General features: G+C 57.2%; 15 protein-coding genes. 9 read left to right on the top strand and 6 right to left on the bottom strand.

Features of this window, described 5'->3' with window-relative positions:
• Positions 1-32 precede the first annotated feature (32 nt).
• Complete coding sequence (locus RBB49_RS22420; protein ID WP_306145130.1) at positions 33-1,259, bottom strand: winged helix-turn-helix domain-containing protein; 1,227 nt, start codon at positions 1,257-1,259, stop codon at positions 33-35.
• A gap of 145 nt (positions 1,260-1,404) precedes the next feature.
• Here RBB49_RS22420 and RBB49_RS22415 point away from each other — a divergent pair, with 145 nt between their 5' ends.
• Positions 1,405-2,175: a sulfite exporter TauE/SafE family protein gene (locus tag RBB49_RS22415; protein ID WP_306145129.1), complete on the top strand. Its 771-nt coding sequence runs from the start codon at positions 1,405-1,407 to the stop codon at positions 2,173-2,175.
• Between the two features lie 51 nt (positions 2,176-2,226).
• On the opposite strand, the gene RBB49_RS22410 is transcribed toward RBB49_RS22415, so the two are convergent.
• A complete protein-coding gene (locus RBB49_RS22410; RefSeq protein ID WP_306145128.1) occupies positions 2,227-3,261 on the bottom strand; it encodes a GlxA family transcriptional regulator in 1,035 nt (344 codons plus the stop codon).
• A 619-nt stretch (positions 3,262-3,880) separates the two neighbouring features.
• Here RBB49_RS22410 and RBB49_RS22405 point away from each other — a divergent pair.
• From RBB49_RS22405 to RBB49_RS22390, 4 genes are all read left to right on the top strand, one after another.
• On the top strand, positions 3,881-4,693 hold the full coding sequence (locus RBB49_RS22405; protein ID WP_306145219.1) for a ferredoxin--NADP reductase: 813 nt from the start codon (positions 3,881-3,883) through the stop codon (positions 4,691-4,693).
• A 278-nt stretch (positions 4,694-4,971) separates the two neighbouring features.
• Complete coding sequence (locus tag RBB49_RS22400) at positions 4,972-5,922, top strand: N-acetylneuraminate synthase family protein (RefSeq protein ID WP_306145127.1); 951 nt, start codon at positions 4,972-4,974, stop codon at positions 5,920-5,922.
• A gap of 2 nt (positions 5,923-5,924) precedes the next feature.
• A complete protein-coding gene (locus RBB49_RS22395; protein WP_306145126.1) occupies positions 5,925-6,428 on the top strand; it encodes an HAD family hydrolase in 504 nt (167 codons plus the stop codon).
• Positions 6,429-6,451: 23 nt separating this feature from the next.
• On the top strand, positions 6,452-7,150 hold the full coding sequence (locus RBB49_RS22390) for a bifunctional 2-polyprenyl-6-hydroxyphenol methylase/3-demethylubiquinol 3-O-methyltransferase UbiG (protein WP_306145218.1): 699 nt from the start codon (positions 6,452-6,454) through the stop codon (positions 7,148-7,150).
• A 233-nt stretch (positions 7,151-7,383) separates the two neighbouring features.
• On the opposite strand, the gene RBB49_RS22385 is transcribed toward RBB49_RS22390, so the two are convergent.
• Entirely contained in the window at positions 7,384-8,067 is a 684-nt protein-coding gene (locus RBB49_RS22385; protein WP_306145125.1) for a TylF/MycF/NovP-related O-methyltransferase, read from the bottom strand.
• A 418-nt stretch (positions 8,068-8,485) separates the two neighbouring features.
• On the opposite strand from RBB49_RS22385, the gene RBB49_RS22380 reads away from it, so the two are divergent.
• Together RBB49_RS22380 and RBB49_RS22375 are read left to right on the top strand one after the other, a co-directional pair.
• Positions 8,486-10,222, top strand: coding sequence for a radical SAM protein (locus RBB49_RS22380; RefSeq protein WP_306145124.1), 1,737 nt, complete (start codon positions 8,486-8,488; stop codon positions 10,220-10,222).
• On the top strand, positions 10,222-10,929 hold the full coding sequence (locus RBB49_RS22375; protein ID WP_306145123.1) for an acylneuraminate cytidylyltransferase family protein: 708 nt from the start codon (positions 10,222-10,224) through the stop codon (positions 10,927-10,929). Before RBB49_RS22380 ends, RBB49_RS22375 begins: the two co-directional genes overlap by 1 nt.
• An 80-nt stretch (positions 10,930-11,009) precedes the next feature.
• Here RBB49_RS22375 and RBB49_RS22370 read toward each other — a convergent pair whose 3' ends face one another.
• The 3 genes from RBB49_RS22370 to RBB49_RS22360 all read right to left on the bottom strand — a co-directional run bounded on the left by RBB49_RS22370 (position 11,010) and on the right by RBB49_RS22360 (position 15,475).
• Complete coding sequence (locus tag RBB49_RS22370; RefSeq protein WP_306145122.1) at positions 11,010-12,878, bottom strand: lipopolysaccharide assembly protein LapB; 1,869 nt, start codon at positions 12,876-12,878, stop codon at positions 11,010-11,012.
• Between the two features lie 183 nt (positions 12,879-13,061).
• Positions 13,062-13,727: a phosphoglycolate phosphatase gene (gene gph, locus RBB49_RS22365; protein ID WP_306145121.1), complete on the bottom strand. Its 666-nt coding sequence runs from the start codon at positions 13,725-13,727 to the stop codon at positions 13,062-13,064.
• A gap of 74 nt (positions 13,728-13,801) precedes the next feature.
• The gene (locus RBB49_RS22360; protein ID WP_306145120.1) at positions 13,802-15,475 is read right to left on the bottom strand and encodes a methyl-accepting chemotaxis protein; all 1,674 of its coding nucleotides are present in this window, start codon (positions 15,473-15,475) and stop codon (positions 13,802-13,804) included.
• A gap of 318 nt (positions 15,476-15,793) precedes the next feature.
• Between RBB49_RS22360 and rpiA the strand changes: the two genes are divergently transcribed.
• A complete protein-coding gene (gene rpiA, locus RBB49_RS22355) occupies positions 15,794-16,486 on the top strand; it encodes a ribose-5-phosphate isomerase RpiA (protein ID WP_306145119.1) in 693 nt (230 codons plus the stop codon).
• A 103-nt stretch (positions 16,487-16,589) separates the two neighbouring features.
• A complete protein-coding gene (locus RBB49_RS22350; protein ID WP_306145118.1) occupies positions 16,590-17,057 on the top strand; it encodes a DUF2059 domain-containing protein in 468 nt (155 codons plus the stop codon).
• Positions 17,058-17,062 lie beyond the last annotated feature (5 nt).

Below are 17,062 nucleotides of genomic sequence, written 5' to 3'. Positions count from 1 at the left end.
AGCCGAACCCCGGCTGCCTGCAGTGCTGAGGCTCACGGAGCCGGATTGGAATGTCTGAGCCAATCCGGGTCGAAGCCGACGTCCGAACAGCCGCTGAACCGGGCCACCCTCTGAAGCTCGGCTTCCAGTTTGGAAAGGCGCCCCTTGCTGGCGCGAACGCCCGGTTCGGGCCAGTAGGCGCGAACCTGCAGCCGCTCATTGTCCCTCTGTGCCTTCATGTCGATCCGTCCGATGAGCCGGTCACCTTCCATCACCGGAAAAACATAGTATCCGTACTGGCGCTTGGGCTCGGGGACAAAGATTTCGATCCGGTAGGAAAAGTCGAAAAGACGTTCCGCGCGCTTGCGGTCGCGCAGGGCAGGGTCGAAGGGAGAAAGGATACGCACCCGCGATGGGGGCTCGGGCAGATCATCCAACCCGGCAAGCGTTTCAGGAAAGAGGAAAACACGCCGGTAGTCGCCGCGCGCGCATTCTATCTCGGCTTCAAGGAGAGACCCGTCCGCCAGCTTGTCCTGGCACCAGGTCTTCGCTTCTTGAGGAGAAATCAGATCCCAGAAAGCGGCGATTTCTCCAGATGTTGCAAACCCGAGCCGTGAAAGCGCCGACCTTGCTGCCCAGTCGATCGTCTCCTGCGTATCGTGGCTCGTGGTCCTGTGTGTGTCCGGGATCACGCGCTCCGTCAGGTCATAGACTTTCTGGAAACCGGTGCGCCGGCAGACGGATAGCTCGCCGGTGCGCCACAGGAACTCCAGCGCGGTCTTGGAGGGGTGCCATTCCCACCAGCCGCCCGAACTGCGGTTCTCGTCCTCGCCAACGCTCGCGGACGTGACGGGTCCGTGGTTGCTGACCCGCTTCAGGACATCGTCAAGCTTCTGTTCGAATTCGTTCTGGTGCCAGTTGCGCCACCGTTTGATCAGCCGTTCCCGGTCGCGGGCAAATCGCAATTGCCAATGCGAGAAGAATTTCGTCGGAATGATCGATGCATCGTGGGTCCAGTGTTCGAAGACAAGGCGGTCCCGCTCCAGGTGGAGCTTCAGGTTCTTTTCCTTGTAGGCAGGCCGCCGCGCGGCGAGGATCATGTGGTGCGCGCGCGCAACCGTGTTGATGCTGTCCACCTGTACGAAGCCGAGCTGGTCGAAAACATCACAAAGGTCGTCGCCCTTGCCGCTTCCTTTTGGAGGTGCCAGAAGTCCGTGCTTGTGCAGGAACAGTCGGCGGGCTTTGGAGTTGGAAATTCTTGGTAGGGACTTGGCGTTCATGGGCGGCACGGTAGCACCATAAACCTGGTTTCGAAATCCGCTTTCCGATCCTTTGTGCTGTTGCCCCGGAGACCGACATTGCGGCCTGTATCGACACGAACTAAAAGTCCTCAGAACAGATGAACACAAAGGTGCGGACAAGGGTGTGAGTGAGTTATTCGGACTGAGCCCGAGCCTGATCGCAATCGCAGTGCTCGTCTTCGTTTTTGCCGGTTTCGTGAAGGGGCTCGTCGGCTTTGGCTTGCCCGCCATTGGCCTGGGGCTGATGACCGTCTTTGTCGGCATCGAAAAAGCCATGCTCTTGATTCTTTGGCCGTCGTTCCTGACCAATGTCTGGCAGGCCCTTTCGGGTGGGCATCTCAAGATGTTGGTGGGAAGGCTTTGGCCGTTCCTTGCGACCGCCGTCCTCACGCTGGGCGCGGGCACGTTCATTTTGACCAGGGTCCCGGAAGGCGTGGCGGATCTGGTGCTGGGCCTGCTGATGGTGGCTTATGCGTTGCCGATGCTCGCCGGACTTTCGTTCAAGCTTCAGGAAAGGCACGCTGTTCCTGTCGGGATTGCTGCCGGATTGGTGAACGGCGTCTTCTCGGGTCTGACCGGTGCCTTCGTCGTTCCGGGCATCATGTATCTTCAGGCGTTGGGCCTGCAGCGTGATGTCCTGATACAGGCGATGGGTCTCCTGTTTCTGCTCTCAACCATTGCCTTGGGGCTATCGCTCGGCGGGTTCGGTCTTGTCGGCGGCAGTGAATTGCTCGCGTCGATCGCGCTGGTAGTTCCGGCATTGAGTGGCGTTTGGGCCGGGCAGCGTTTCCGGCGCCGCTTTTCCGACACGGCATTCCGCAAGCTGATCCAGCTGGCGATCCTCGCGCTCGGTTTATATCTCGTTCCGCTTGGTATCTTGCGGCTCATCCAATAAAAAACGCCGCCTTGCCGGCGGCGTTCAGAAAGTCGTGCACGTGTGTTCGCGTTACTTCGCGACAAGCCGCATGGGCGCCGCGGTGCCGACGCCGGATGTGGTCTTGGTGTTGGCCCACTGATAGGACTGCCGTTCCTCCGTCGGCGTGCACAGGAAACGCTCCCGGTAGCACTTGGTGAAGTGTGATGTGGACGCAAACCCGCATGCCAGGGCGACGTCGAGAACAGGCCGGCTGGTGCGCCGGAGCAGGTCGCGGGCCGTTTCCAGGCGCAGGCGCAGGTAGTACTGACCGGGCGTGCAGTTGAAATGCCGGCGGAACAGGCGTTCAAGCTGACGCGGGGACAGGCTGACCGTCATCGCGAGCTGCTGACAGCTCAGCGGATCTTCAATGTGCAGATCCATGATGCGGATGGCGTCCAGGATCTTTGCGTTCGAGATACCGGTGCGCGCTTCAATGTCGTGCCGCTGCGCCGATTCGCCCGAGCGCATGTTCTGGTAAAGGGCGACTTCCGCGATCTCATGTGCGAGATAGGCACCGTGCTGAATGGCGATCAGGCGCAGCATCATGTCAAGCGAGGCCATGCCCCCTGCACATGTGATGCAATTGCGGTCGATCGCGAAAATGTCCGATGTCACTTCGACGTCCGGAAACTCTTCTCTCAGCGAACGCAGATTTTCCCAGTGGATCGTGCAGCGTCTGCCGTCGAGAAGGTTATAGCGGGCGAGCAGATAGGCTCCCGTGCAGATCGCGCCAAAGGTGCGGCCCATCGCATTCAGACGCCTGAGTTTGTTCCCGAGGTCCGCATCCAGCGGAAGCCGTTCGACATCGATACCAGTACACAACAGTGTAATATCGGCGTCTATAAGTTCACGAATAGATTTATTAGCCATGACCTCGCAGCCATTGCTGGCTACGACTGAATTTCCATCCAGCGAATAAGTAGTCCACTCGTAATACTCGCGGCCGAGAAGCCGGTTTGCTAATCTCAGCGGTTCAATCACGCTGGCGAATGCATTCATCGAGAACCTGTCCATAAGCACAAATGCTATGGACTGGCCTGTTTCTTCGTGGGTGCGTCCGGACATTTACTTTACCTCATTGGAAGGTATTATTATGTTTTTATATGTTTGATCAGTAATTTTTTCTTTTTTTATTTGTCTGTCAAATAAAAAAAATCGATCTCAAGCAACTTTGCGGGAACGTCATGTGAATGTCGCTGACGCTGCTTGCCCGCCGGACACGCATCGGTCAAGTAAGTGAGAATGAATTACATGCCTGAAGCAGGATGCGGGGGCAAAGGTGCGCTGCCTGCGCCAAAACACGATGCGCTCACCCCAAGACGTGTGAACTGCGTGTTCCCGAAAGAACTTGCGGGACTGTTTATGCGACTTTGAAAATGTTGAAAGCGCAATTCAATTCCGTCCGTTGGCACAGCTTGAAATCAAGGACTGAACTGTCAATGGGGCTTCAAAAGCGAAGTGGTTTTACTAAGGTCTCGACGTGAGCTATTTTCCCGTCGCATAAAGGCACGCGTTCATCGCTTCGAAACACGATTTCGTCGATTCACTAGTTTCAAGGATCAATTTAGAATGTTTTTTTTGCGAAGCGGACAATTCGTGGATTTGCGTTGCTTCAAGTCAATGCGGCCGTGGTCTACATGGAGCAGAACCCCAAATGCGTGAAGACCTACGGATTTCAAAAGACATGAATGTACTCGCCAAACCATCTGATCTTGAAGCCGCCGTGCCTGCAAACGTCTTCGTCGAAGAAGTGAAGACGGTCCAGCATTATACCGACCGCCTGTTCCGGTTCCGCATGACACGTCCGGCCAGCTTCCGGTTCCGCTCCGGTGAGTTTGTCATGATCGGTCTCATGATCGACGGCAAGCCGCTTTACAGGGCCTATTCGATCGCCAGTCCGGCATGGGATGAGGAACTGGAGTTCTTTTCAATCAAGGTGCCGGACGGTCCGCTGACCTCTCATCTGCAGAAGATACAGCCGGGCGATGCGATCCTGATGAAGAAGAAGCCCACGGGCACGCTCGTCAACGACGCGCTGATTCCCGGCAAGCGCGTCTACATGTTCTCGACAGGGACCGGCATTGCGCCGTTCGCGAGCCTCATCCGCGATCCAGACACCTATGAAAAGTTTGACCAGGTCATCCTGACGCACACCTGCCGCGAGGTCGCCGAACTGAAATACGGTGAAGACCTGGTGCAGGAGACGATCAATGATCCCTTGATCGGCGAATTCGCCAGGGACAAGCTCGTGCACTATACATCGGTCACGCGCGAAGACTTTCCGCGTCAGGGCCGGATTACCGACCTGATCGAGAGCGGAAAGCTCTTCACCGATCTCGGTGTACCGCCTCTGGACCCGGCTATCGACCGCGGTATGATCTGCGGCTCTATGGACATGATCAAGGACACCAAGGCCTTGCTCGAAAAGGCGGGTCTGACGGAAGGCGCGAACAACAAACCGGCGGAATTCGTCGTTGAGCGGGCGTTTGTCGGTTAAGGCCACCTGCAATTACTCCGGCTGATGCGCCGTCCGTCTTAGCGACGGGCGCATCGCCTCGTCGCGCAAATGCGAGATCCGTACCGGGCCGAACCCATGGCCGGACCGCCTGACCCAAGGGACTTCTTTCTCCTGAATGGAGCAATGATCCCTTCGCGCGGGCCGGAAATATCGTGGGAAAAGTACTTTTATGTATTTGTATCCGGGAGCGTTTTACTGGACTGTTGTCGCAAGAGTGTCAGTGACGTTTAGACCAGTGTTGGAAGCAAGCCCGGCTCATGAAACTTGATAGCGAAATCCAGGTTATCGCGGAAATCGGGTGCAATCATCTAGGCGACATGGACATCGCCTGCCGGATGATTGAAACAGCCGCCGGATATTGCGGCGCTCAGGTTGCCAAGTTCCAGAAGCGGCACAACAGAAGTCTCCTGCCACCCGACGTCTACAATCGGCCGCACCCTGTTCCGGCAAACTCCTACGGGCGCACCTATGGTGAGCACAGGGAATATCTCGAGTTCTCAGTCGGGCAGCATCGCGAGCTGCAGCAGGAGTGCCGCAGGCACGGGATCGAGTATTCCACGTCTGTATGGGATCTGACCTCGGCTCAGGAAATAGCGGCTCTCAAACCGTCGATGATAAAGGTGCCTTCGGCAACCAACCTGAACTACGACGTTCAGGAGTATCTTTGCCGGAATTTTGACGGCATGATCCACGTTTCGACCGGGATGACCACCGGCCGTGAATTGTCTTCGACTATTGAATTTTATGAGAAAATGGGCCGCGCACAGGACTTGGTCATCTATGCCTGCACGTCGGGTTACCCTGTCCCTTTCGATGAAGTCTGCCTGCTTGAGATCAATCGCCTGCAGGACCTTTACGGCGAGAGAATTGCAGCGGTCGGGTTTTCCGGTCATCACATCGGCACGGCTGTCGATATGGCGGCGGTCGCTGTCGGAATGAGCGGTGAAGCGCGCTTCAGGCGGGGCCCTTTCAAATACATAGAAAGGCACTTCACGCTTGATTGCAGCTGGAAGGGCACCGACCATGCGGCCAGTTTGGAACCCGACGGCCTTCGCCAGCTGTGCGACGGTGTCCGGGACGTCTCAGTTGCACTGAACTACAAGGAAAAGGAAATACTCGACGTCGAGGTTGCCCAGCGTCACAAGCTCAAGTGGCGTGAAACAAGCGCAAACGAGACCGACCGGTTGCTCCTGAACAAGGTTTCCTAGTGGTGCAGGGCGCATCTGCGCGCGCGCAAATCAAAGCGCTGATTACCGATTTCGATGGTGTCCACACCGACAACTCCGTGTTCCTCGACATGGACGGACGGGAGTTTGTCCGGTGCAGCCGGGCCGACGGCATGGGTATCGAAATGCTGCGCGGGCGCGGGCTGAAGCTCCTGATTTTGTCGAGAGAAAGCGACGGTGTGGTTGCGGCGCGCGCTCGAAAACTGCAAATGGAATGCGCGCACAACGTCAAGGAAAAGCTGCCGGTGCTGGACGCCTGGCGGCGGCGCAACGGCCTGTCTTGGCAGGAACTCGCCTATATCGGCGACGATATCAATGATCTGGAATGCCTGGAAGCCTGCGGATTTGCAGCCGCGCCGCGCAATGCCCGGCACGAAGTCAAGGAAGTCTGCCAGGTCGTGTTGACATGTGCCGGCGGAGACGGTGCTCTGCGTGAATTGTGTGATCACCTGATCGAGCGCGCACTGGTGCCGGACGTTCCGGCGTGAGAGGAGTGAAGGGTTCCGTGTCTATGGGTTCAGGCAAGCAAGCGCTTTTTCTTGGCGGAAGCGACAAGGAGCGCCTCTACCTCAAGGACGACGAATTCGTCAGCGAAACTGGAACAAGGGTTGTTGTCAAAGCGACCGACATTCCCGGCGTCGACATAAGGGATACGGTGGCCCGCCACATGGCGCGCTACTTTCAGCTCGGACTGTTCTGCCGCCCGGATCTGCGCGTGCTCGATTTTCCTTGCGGAAGTGGTTATGCGGCGGAAGTTCTGGCGCCGCTGCACATCAACTACAATGGCCTGGATTTCGACAAGACCACGGTTGAATACGCAAGACGTATCTACGGCCGTTTCCGGGCCGACTATGCTGTCGGCGACCTGTGCAATCCTGAGCTGGCTCCCGAAAGCTACGATGTTGTCGGATGCATCGAGGGGCTGGAACATATCAGGCTGGACCGGCAGGATCGCCTGATTGCCGCGCTTCGTGACGCGCTGGTTCCGGGCGGTGTCCTGGTGGTGAGCAGTCCGGAGGCGCGAAGCGGTGTTTCCGGCCCGAGCGCGGACAATACCTACCATCTGGGTGAACTGACGCGTGCGGATTTCCTGTCACTGCTGTCCCGTCACTTCGATCCCGATGATATCGAGGTTGTCACCCAGGAAGCCACGCTGACAACCGGCTTCAGGAACACATGTCTCTTCGGCATCTGCCACAAATCGGCTTAGGGTACGGACCCATAACTGAAGTCATTTTGCCGTCCTTTGGATTTGGCCGTTTTGGCCATCTGCCTCGTCGCGAAAGGCTTGAAAATGGACCACATTTCCTGCGCTTTCGCTCCTCGCAGCTGGTCAAAACGATCCAAACCAAATTGACTTCATTTATGAGTCCGTACCCTGGAGGCGTTGTTTTGCGGTCGTTGCGCCGGAGCTCGGCATCGTGATGAAAAGCCGACTGTTGCCTATCGCTTTCGCGCAAAAGAGGGCTGTTTGTAGAAGGGCAGCTTTTCAAGAACAAGGCCCTGCTTTTCGATGAAGCTGTCTGCCGCAATGGTTGCGCCAACGGTGGCCTGGTAGTCGTCGAAAACAACAAGACCATTCTTCACAACGCGGTCGAAAAGCAGGTCTAGCGCAAACTCCGTAGGCTCCAGTACATCCATGTCGAGGTGCAGCAGGGAAATCCGGAGCGCCGGATTTGCCTTGAGAAATTCCGGCAGCGTTTCAAAGACATTGCCTTCGACCAGTTCGTAATTCGCGAAGCCTTTTTTCTGCAGAATCCCATCAAGCTCGGTTCTGGACAGACCGTCGCCTGCCTGCGATTCATAAGTGTCGATGAAACCCAGATCTTCAGGTCGCGAAAGCCCGGTACGCGGAAACTTTCCAAACGCATCGAAGCCGATGACGCGCCGGGACGAGACATCTTCGAGCGCTGCGCGAAACGTGGCAAATCGAATGAGGGAAAGGCCCTTGAACACGCCCAGTTCGACGACATCACCCGGGAGGCCCGTGATCATCTTGTAGAGCTCGTAGTGGCCCAGAGCCTTGTTCAGGCGCGTCGGGTCGGAGAACCAGTGATAACCGTTCTCGAAATCCCAAACATCTTCAGCAGAAATGCCTTGAACGATGTGCGCGCTCCCGGACGTCATGCGGATTCTTTCTCCAATTGAGCTTCCCAACCAGTGGCGCATATTAACATTCACTTCAGCTGCTCAATCGAAGCACGGTCCAACAAGTGTAAAGCGTTTCGCTTTTCAACAGATTTCGCATGTTCCGTTGTCCGGGTGCTCTGATTATTCGTTCAGTTTTCTATTTTGGAAATCATTTCAACAGTTAAACTTGATTTTCCAGCTGCGTTTCACTTGTAGTCTCAGGACTCGCGTGTGATCCTTCAAGCGATGGGGAATCATATGGCGGCTATCCTGTTGGAACCTGTTCAGCGTAAATCCGAAACGCCGCAAAAGTGGCGGGATTGTCACCGTTCACGCCGTTGAAGTTGTCCGGGGAGGGAGCGTCAATCCGGGCGATGCGGCCAGCTGATATCAATGGAACCAGACGGCTCGAAGCATGAACCTAGTTGCCACGAACAGTTTTCTGAACAGCCTGCAGCCCAATGCTCTTGCAGGGGTGAAGGCGACACTCATCAATATGCCGATCCGGGAACAGGCCAAACCCAACAACCCGCCGGTCGGCCCTGCGTTGCTTGCCGCCAGATTGAGGGAGTACGGCGCAGAACCGACAATCATTGACCTGAACATCTACCGGATCAGGGACGAGGACGCTGCGCGGCGGGGCCTGGATACCGGTCGCTCGCTGACGTTTGCCGAAGCCCGCGGCCTGATTGACCGCACTCTGCAAAGGGCGGGCAGTCAGCATCTGATCGGATTGTCCGGACTGATCACGACGCTGCGCTGGCAAACCGAAGTCGCCACGATCGTGCGAGAACTTGATCCCGACGCGATGCTCGTCAGCGGCGGAGGATTGGCAACGCAGTTTCGCGCAGACCTCTTGAACTGGATCCCTGAACTGGACGCCGTGGCGCACAGCGAAGGTGACGACATCGTCGTGAAAATCGCCCTGGATGCGAAGGCCATAAAGGACAAGGGGTTTGAGCGCGCGCTTAACGGGGGGCTGTTGTCGCCGTTTTACCGGGAAACAAGGGAAGGCCGGCCGCGTTTTGTCTATCATGGTGGCAGACCCGCGAACCTTGATAGCCTGCCACTGCCCGCCTACGACCTGATGCTGGAGGATGTCGACGGCTTCAAGGTGCTTGAGGAATACCTCAATGTTCCGGTTTGGGGCGGCAGCGCCAAAAACAGCTCTGCGACCAGTTTCGAAATCAAGCGCAGCATCTCCACGGTATCAAGCCGGGGCTGCCCGTTCGAATGCAAATTCTGCTTCCGTGGCGCGCAGGGAGAACGCAACTACGGTGTCCGCAGCGCGGAGAATCTCGCGACCGAGTTTATCGAGTATCAAAACCGCTATGGTGTCGATTTCATCGGCCTGATGGACGACAACTTCATGGTCAGTCCGAAGCGTATTTCAGCACTCGCCGACATTCTTGAGCCTTATGCTGCGCGCGGACAGCTGCGCTGGGGGGCGCATGGAAGGCTGGATGAAGCGGCCGATCTGCGGCCTGACCGAAACGGCGGGTATCGCAGCGCAAGTGTTCTGCGTGTCAGGGAGATGCGGCGCGCAGGCTGCATTTACATCGGCTTTGGTGCCGAGTCGGCATCGCCTCAAGTCCTTGAGGACATGGGCAAGGGCGGTTTCATGCTGTCCAGCGGCACCGAGACCTATAATGGTTTTGAGTTTCCAAGGGCGATGACGCAGGGCATCCGCAACACGCTGGAAGCCGGCATTCACGGCAACTGCACCTGGATCATGGGATACCCGGGTGAAACGCTTGAGCAGTTGCAGACGAGTCTGGGTTTCATCAGGTGGCAGCAGGACCTCGTAACCGAAGGTTTGACCGAAGGCACGCCAGACTACGAGGATGCAATTGCTTCAATCAACACGTCCATCTTTACCGCGACCGCGTATCCGGGAACCGAGATGTTCCGCCATCCGCGTGTCCGCGCGACGCTCGGTGACGTGTTCAACCTCAAATTCGATCGAAAAACAGGACAGCCCGTTGGCGACGAGAACTTTCGGCAATATGTCCTGGAACTGAATGACGCGACCAAGATGATCACCAACGAGAGCGGCAGACCCCTGAACTTCAGCAGCTTGTCTGACGATGATTTTGTTGATGTGCGCGCAAAGCTCGACGCGCAGGATCACGACGCTGTTTTGGGAATGTAATGACCAGGAAATTCATAGCGATGGTGCCGGCACGCGCCGGCAGCCAGGGTCTGCGTGACAAGAATATTCGTCCGCTTGCCGGCAAGCCATTGATGGCGCACAGCATTCGCCCGGCGCTTGAATGCGGCATGATCGAGCAGACATTCATCAACAGCGACAGCGACACCTATCTTGAGATCGGCAAGGCGGCTGGTGCCCTCGCGTATCGGCGTCCGGATGATCTGGGGCAATCCGATACCACGATGCAGGCTGTTGTCGCCGAATTCATCGAAACGCGCCGGCGAGAGGGCGATGAATTCGATGCCGTGCTCGTGCTCTATCCCACCTATCCGTTCCGCACGCCCGAGCTTCTGGAAGACCTGCTGCGCTACTATCTGGATAACCCGGATTGCCATAGTGTGATCGGTCTGAAACAGCCGGATACCCATCCCTTTTTGTGCGCAAAGCGGGAAACGGACGGCTCCATCAAGACATTCGTCGAATATGACGGCAACAAGTACTACCGCCGCCAGGACTATCCGGAATGCTTTGAGCTCACGTCCTGGGCCATGGTGATATCAGCCGATCACGTGGACATGTTGAACGCGCACATGATGTCGCCGCAAACAGTCGGGTATGCCGTCCCCGATACGGTGCGCATCGTGGATATCGACACGGAAATCGATTTCTATTTCGCCGAGTTCCTGATGGAAAAGAACTATCTCTGACCAGGCGGCGTTCCGACGAGCCGCGCAGCGTTTCAATCGAAATAGATCTGTCCCTTGGGCAATAAACTGCGGACCGGCGGTTAACTGGCACCGGTATCGAGTTGAAGCCGTTTGTTGCGCCGTGACGGATCAAAGGTGCTGAGATGGTCTTCCAGCGTTTGCCGGATGGTTGGCACCATGTCGACGGCAAGCTTGTTTTCGTCCATGCGCAGGTAGGTTGTCGACGGATGCCAGGGAACACCGTCCTGACCGAGTGTCAGCGCTGCTTCCTGTGGTCCGAAGCGTATGGTCGGAACATCAAGTACACCGGATACTTCGGTCACGCTGACATTGGCCGAGACGACGAGGTCGCAACAGGCGGTCAAGGCTGCAGCCGCTTCCAGGTCGTCGAAAAGGTCGACATCCTCGAAATTGACAAACGCGCCCTTCGATTTGGCTTCGAAGAACTGGATCTCTTTCAGCGCACTGAGATACTGCAGATTGACGAAAGTGACATCTTCCATGTCGATGATCGGATAGAATTCGGGAGCGGAGAGATAGTAGCGGGCACGGTAGATCGCGAGGTTCCGTGACCGCCATCCAATGCCGACGATCGGTTTGTCGGCCCGGCTCTTCAGACGATCGAAAAATGTGTGTGCGAGGTCCAGATCGAAGGAAAACGGCGGTGTCCTGGCGTTACCGAAAGATTCGAAATCCGGGCGGAAGAACTTTGCGATGTCCACGAGATTTGCCGTGAGGTCAAAGTCGTTCTCGTCCGTCGTCAGGTCCGGCTTGATTTGGGCCGCGCGAACATGAGCCTCGGGAAATGAGCGCTGAAACCACGGCACGGTTTTTGGTGCGACCTCCAGGACGACCTTTCCGGCGCGCTCGATCAGTTCGTGCAGCATGGTGCAGCCTCGCAGGGCGTCCCCAAGGCCCTGATCGCACCAGGCAAGCACGGTTTTGTCGGAAATGTCTTCGCCTTCCCATTCGGGCGCATCGAATATCCGCTTGTTTGCCGTGGAATTTGCGTCGCCGAAGCGCGCGTGGTGCAGCGCCCATCCGTTGGTCAGATCGCCAACCGAAAGATAAGCGAGAGAGAGGTTCCAATCGATCCCGGCCGCTCCTGCCGGCGCGAGTTTCTTCGCTTTCAGAAAGGTTTGCACGGCCTCGTCGCCGCGCCCCAGCATAAGGTACTGGACGGCAAGCGTTACCAGGCGGTGGTAGTTATTGGGATTGTCCTCAACGGCTTCCTCCGCGTATTTCACGCCCACATCGGTTCGGGAAATCGAGAAGAGCACCCTTGCGGCTTCGTGCTTCAGGTCGGCATTGTCCGGAAAGCGCTCGAGTGCTTCGGCCAGCTCTGCTTCAGCGACCTTGAAGTCTTTCTGCTCATGGCGGCAACGCGATCTTTCAATATAGTTTTGCGGATTGTCGGGGTTGAGTTGAACGGCTCTGTGAAAGAAGGCTATGGCCTTTTTATAGTCCTTGTTCTCTCTGAGCAGCAGGCCATAGTTGCGGTAGGCGTCTCCGAATTCCGGAAACCTGACAAGCAGATGCTGGAAAATCTCTTCCGCCTCATCCGTCTGTTGCAGGCTGGTGAGGGCGATGCCCTTGATGTTGAGCGCTTCCTTCTCCTGCGGATTGAGCGAAAGCGCCTTTTCAGCAACCGCGAGCATGCTTTCCGCGTCGGTGCCGACATCCATCATCGCCCGCGCCAGATTGGCATAGAACGGCGCCTGGTTGGCGTTCACGCCGATGGCTTTCTGAATGTATTCAATCGCCCGCTTCGGATAGCCAAGTTGCCGGTAGGTGACGCCCAGAAGATGCAGCGCATCCGCATTGTTCGGCAGTTTCTTCAGAACCTGTTTGTAGCAGCGCTGCGCCTTTTCGATCTCGCCGGACTTCTGATACCCAAGCCCCTTGAGCATCTTCTCGCGTGTCTGATTTGGCGCCGTCTGCGTTGCCATTGTGTTTCCATCCCTTTGGAATCAGGTGCCGGTGAGCATATCAGCCGTGCACATGCCTGCGCAGGTCTGCTCAACCGGGGGCGCAAATACGCTGGGGATAGACTGCTGAGAAGGCGCTCTTACCTGGGAAGTACGGCTGGACAGGCGTTTGAGACAGCCGGAAACCATTCAACATCTGCCCTGTCAGGCTCCAGTCACACCGGCGATCGCTGCGGGCAACTCGTCAAAGTGCGAAATCACCTTGTCCGGCCCAAGCTCGTGAACCGGAACGGGCGTGTAGCCGAAATCGACCGCGACGACCGGGATGCCCGCGTTGCGCGCAGCGCTGATGTCGGTGCCGCTATCGCCGATCATGACGGATCCTTTGATCGATCCGCCGGCGCGTTCGATCGCACCGTGCACGGGTTCGGCGTTGGGTTTTGACACACTGAATGTGTCCCCGCCGACGACCGCATCAAAGTACTTCGCAAGGTCCAGTTCTGCCAGCAGCGGCAGGGTCAGCCGCTCCGCCTTGTTGGTGCACACGGCAAGCTTCCAGCCTTCGCTCCTGAAACGCTCAAGAGAGGCAACAACACCGTCGAAAGCGCGGGTGTGGACCGCGATGTTGGCCGCGTAGTGGTCTATGAACTGGTGATAGAGCGGCTGTACCATCTCCTCGGTCCAGCTGACTTCATTATAGTCCAGTCCGCGTTGCAGCAGCACCTTGGCGCCCATGCCGACCATGTGGACGACCTTTTCCTGCGGAACAGCCGAATGGCCGTTTGAGGTGAGCACGACATTGAGTGTGGCGACAAGATCTTCCATCGACGACACCAGCGTGCCGTCGAGATCGAATACGAGAACGGACATGAGACCCTCAGAACAGGATGACGGACTGTTTCCCTAACCGCAAAGGTGAGGGGACCGCAAGCAGGAAGACCCGTTCAAAGTTTGTAGGCCGTGCGGAAACCGCCCCAGTGCCGGCCCTCGACGAGGATTGGAGCGTCGACTTCCTTCATCCAGACAACATTGCCGCCACCCATGTCTCGGGCATAGGACTGTATGAGGAAGGGGCGGGTATTCCTGGCAGCGCTCAAGCCGGCACGGTCATCGAAGATCCGTTTGTTGCGGCAGTTTGCGGTGTTCCAGACCGGGTCGTCCGGGCGCTGGGGATTGGAAAAGACCAGGTTGTGAACCGGCAGATAGCCATTGCGGTCGACCGAAGCACAGAACGCCATGCCATGCGGCTTGCCGGCTTCCAGGATTTCTTCCTGAATGTCCGGAATGACGGTTTCAAGGTGGCGCAGGGCCCGGGTCGACACCTGTTGAGGGTTGGTGCCATCGATCGGGGCATAGTCCGTGTCGAAAAGATCGTCCAGTGTCATGAGGCGGTTCGAGATAAGACCCTCCATGGCGGCCGCAATTCTGGCCGCTCCGTCTTGAGCGCAATCGACCTCGCGCGCATGGCTTTCATGGATGGCCGCGATTTTTCTCATCAAGGCGGTCTCGAAGGTCGGCTCAACGTCCTGGAAGCAACAGTGAAAACCGTTCTCGGAGACGGCTGCCAGCCTTGCTGAGACTTTGCCGAGACCGGTCAGTTCAATCTGCAAAAGGTCGTTCCGGCGGAGCGTCACGTCATCTGCTGCCTTGAAGAGGCATCCGCCTTCGGAGAGGTCCAATGTCTCGCCGTGCGATGACGCGCTGCCGTTGGAGATGGAACCGGCAAGCTTGACCGGCAACCTGTCATGCCTGCGCCTGTTGCCCAATTCGGTCTGCCGGATCATCATCGTGAAGCGGTTCTGAAGGGATTTTGACGCAACACTCATTTGCGAACCCGTCTCGCGGGCGAGCGTGCCGCCTTCTTCGGCGGAGGCGGCGCTGTCTGTGATCGCCTGCGCCTTCTGCACCACGATTTGAGCAAATTCGGCGGTCTTGTTGGCCTGTTCGCCGATCAGGTTGGTCGTGTCCACCTGGGAACGCACGGCATCTTCAACCGCTGAAAAGCTGGGTCTGATCTTGCCGATGACTTCGATGATCCTGTTTACGGAGCCCAGGGAGTGTTCCGCGGACAGGTTCAGCTTTTCGATATTCGACACAATCTGCTCGGTTGCCGACTGGGTCTCTACCGACAACGCCTTGACTTCGCTGGCAACCACCGAGAAGCCTCTTCCGGCTTCACCGGCCCGCGCCGCTTCGATGGTCGCGTTCAATGCAAGCAGATTCGTCTGTTTGGCAATATCGGAGATGAGGCTCACGACATTCGCAATGTCATCGATCGCATGCTTCAGTTCCAGAACGCCTTCGTTCGCCTGGTCGGCGACTTCGCGCGCCTCGTCGGCGAGCTGGTTTGAAACACCGACCTGGGACCCGATCTCGCTGCTGGATGCCGACAGTTCCTGGATCGAGGAGGCGAGGCTTGAAGCGTTTTCATCGGCGATGGAAGACTGGTCGGACAGGGATTGGGTGTCATTCCGGATCCGGGCCAGCGTATCCATCTGGCTGACGAGCCGGTCTTGAACATTTTCTGCTGCAACGTTGATCGATTTCGCTGCGACCTGCAGATCGTCTTCAAGGCTGTCGAGCACAAATTCCAGTTGTTCTGGAGCTTGTGCCTCCACCGATTGAAGCGAACTTTCCCCTGCGTCCGACTCGGTAGAAACATGTTCCTGAATCAGATTTTCAGACTGATTTTGCTTAAATTTGAAGAGGTTCATGTGTCGCCGCGCATGTCTAACCACTGATATCAGGCTTAAACTTCGCAAATCAATCTAAAGTCATGGTTAATGAATTCATTCAATCGCCGCGAGCCGGAGCTTTCTCGCAGGCGCCCCTGAATGCCACTGGACCGTGAGAGGTCGGCCATGCTAAGCACCCGGCGGTCGAAAAGAACAAGCGGTCACGCCCTATCCGCTCGGGCCTGGGCCGAAGGAAAACAGATGAGCGATCAATTTAAGAAGCAGGCGGCCGAAAGAGCAGCGCAAGACGTCACGCCGGGGATGCGCCTGGGAATCGGAACCGGGTCCACAGCCGAGTTTTTCGTACGTGCGCTTGCCGATCGCGTCGCAGACGGACTGGACGTGATCGGGGTTCCGACGTCGGAGCGCACACGCAGTCTCGCTTCAGAGTTGGGTATTCGGCTGACCACCCTTGACGAACTGCCTGAGCTCGACCTGACAATTGACGGTGCGGACGAACTGGACGCCGGCCTGTCCCTGATAAAGGGGGGCGGGGGCGCTCTGCTTCGGGAAAAGATCGTGGCTGCGTCTTCAGCCGATATGATCGTGATTGCCGATGGCAGCAAGGAAGTTGCCACGCTCGGCCGGTTTCCGTTGCCGATCGAAGTTGTGCCGTTCGGGTTGAAGGCAACCACGAACGCGATCGCGAAGACCCTTGAAGCGGCGGGCTTGCCGGAAAAGCTCGTCTTGAGGGGCGGTGCACAAGATCCGTTCGTAACGGATGGAGGGCATTACATTCTGGATGCGCATCTGGAGGCCATACCTGACGCGCAATCCCTTGCCGGACGGCTCGTCGACATCCCGGGCGTTGTTGAGCACGGCCTCTTCATAGGGCTTGCAACAAAAGCTTACGTTGCAGGTACGAATGGGGTAAAGACCGTGGTACCTGCCTGAATTATTGTGTTTGGTGTCCGGTTAGGAACTCGGACAGCCACGTAGGAGTAGAAGTATGACACTTGCGAGAGCTTTGCCGCGGGCCGCTGTTATTGGCGCCGTAATGACAGCAACAGCTTTGTTTGCCGGCGCTTCCGTTGCTCAGGACGCGATTTCGGAGAGCCACATGGAAGCGGCAAAGCGTGTTGCCGAAGTGACGAAAGTGCTGGAACCGTTCGACGAAATTCTGCCTATTCTTGCAGAGCAGACGCGGACAGCCTTCATCCAGGCAGAGCCGACGCGCGCCGAGGAAATCATTGAGGTGGTTCAGGAAGTTGCCTTGCAGCTTGCACCAACGCGCGGAGAGTTGAACACGCTCGTCTACCAAGCCTGGGCAACCAATTTCACCGAAGAAGAACTCAATGGCCTGGCCGAGTTCTATCAGACCGATCTTGGACAGAAACTGACCAAGACGCTGCCACGCGTCACGCAGCTTTCGGTCGGTGCGGCACGGGAATGGCAGGACAAGACATCCACCGAAATGGTGACGATCGTTCAGCAGGAACTTCAGAAACGAACCCAGGCGCAGTGATTGCC

The organism is Roseibium sp. MMSF_3412, assembly GCF_030733265.1.
Taxonomy (GTDB): domain Bacteria; phylum Pseudomonadota; class Alphaproteobacteria; order Rhizobiales; family Stappiaceae; genus Roseibium.
Note: the sequence above shows the minus strand (reverse complement) of the source record. Positions and strands in the feature narration are given on the sequence as shown.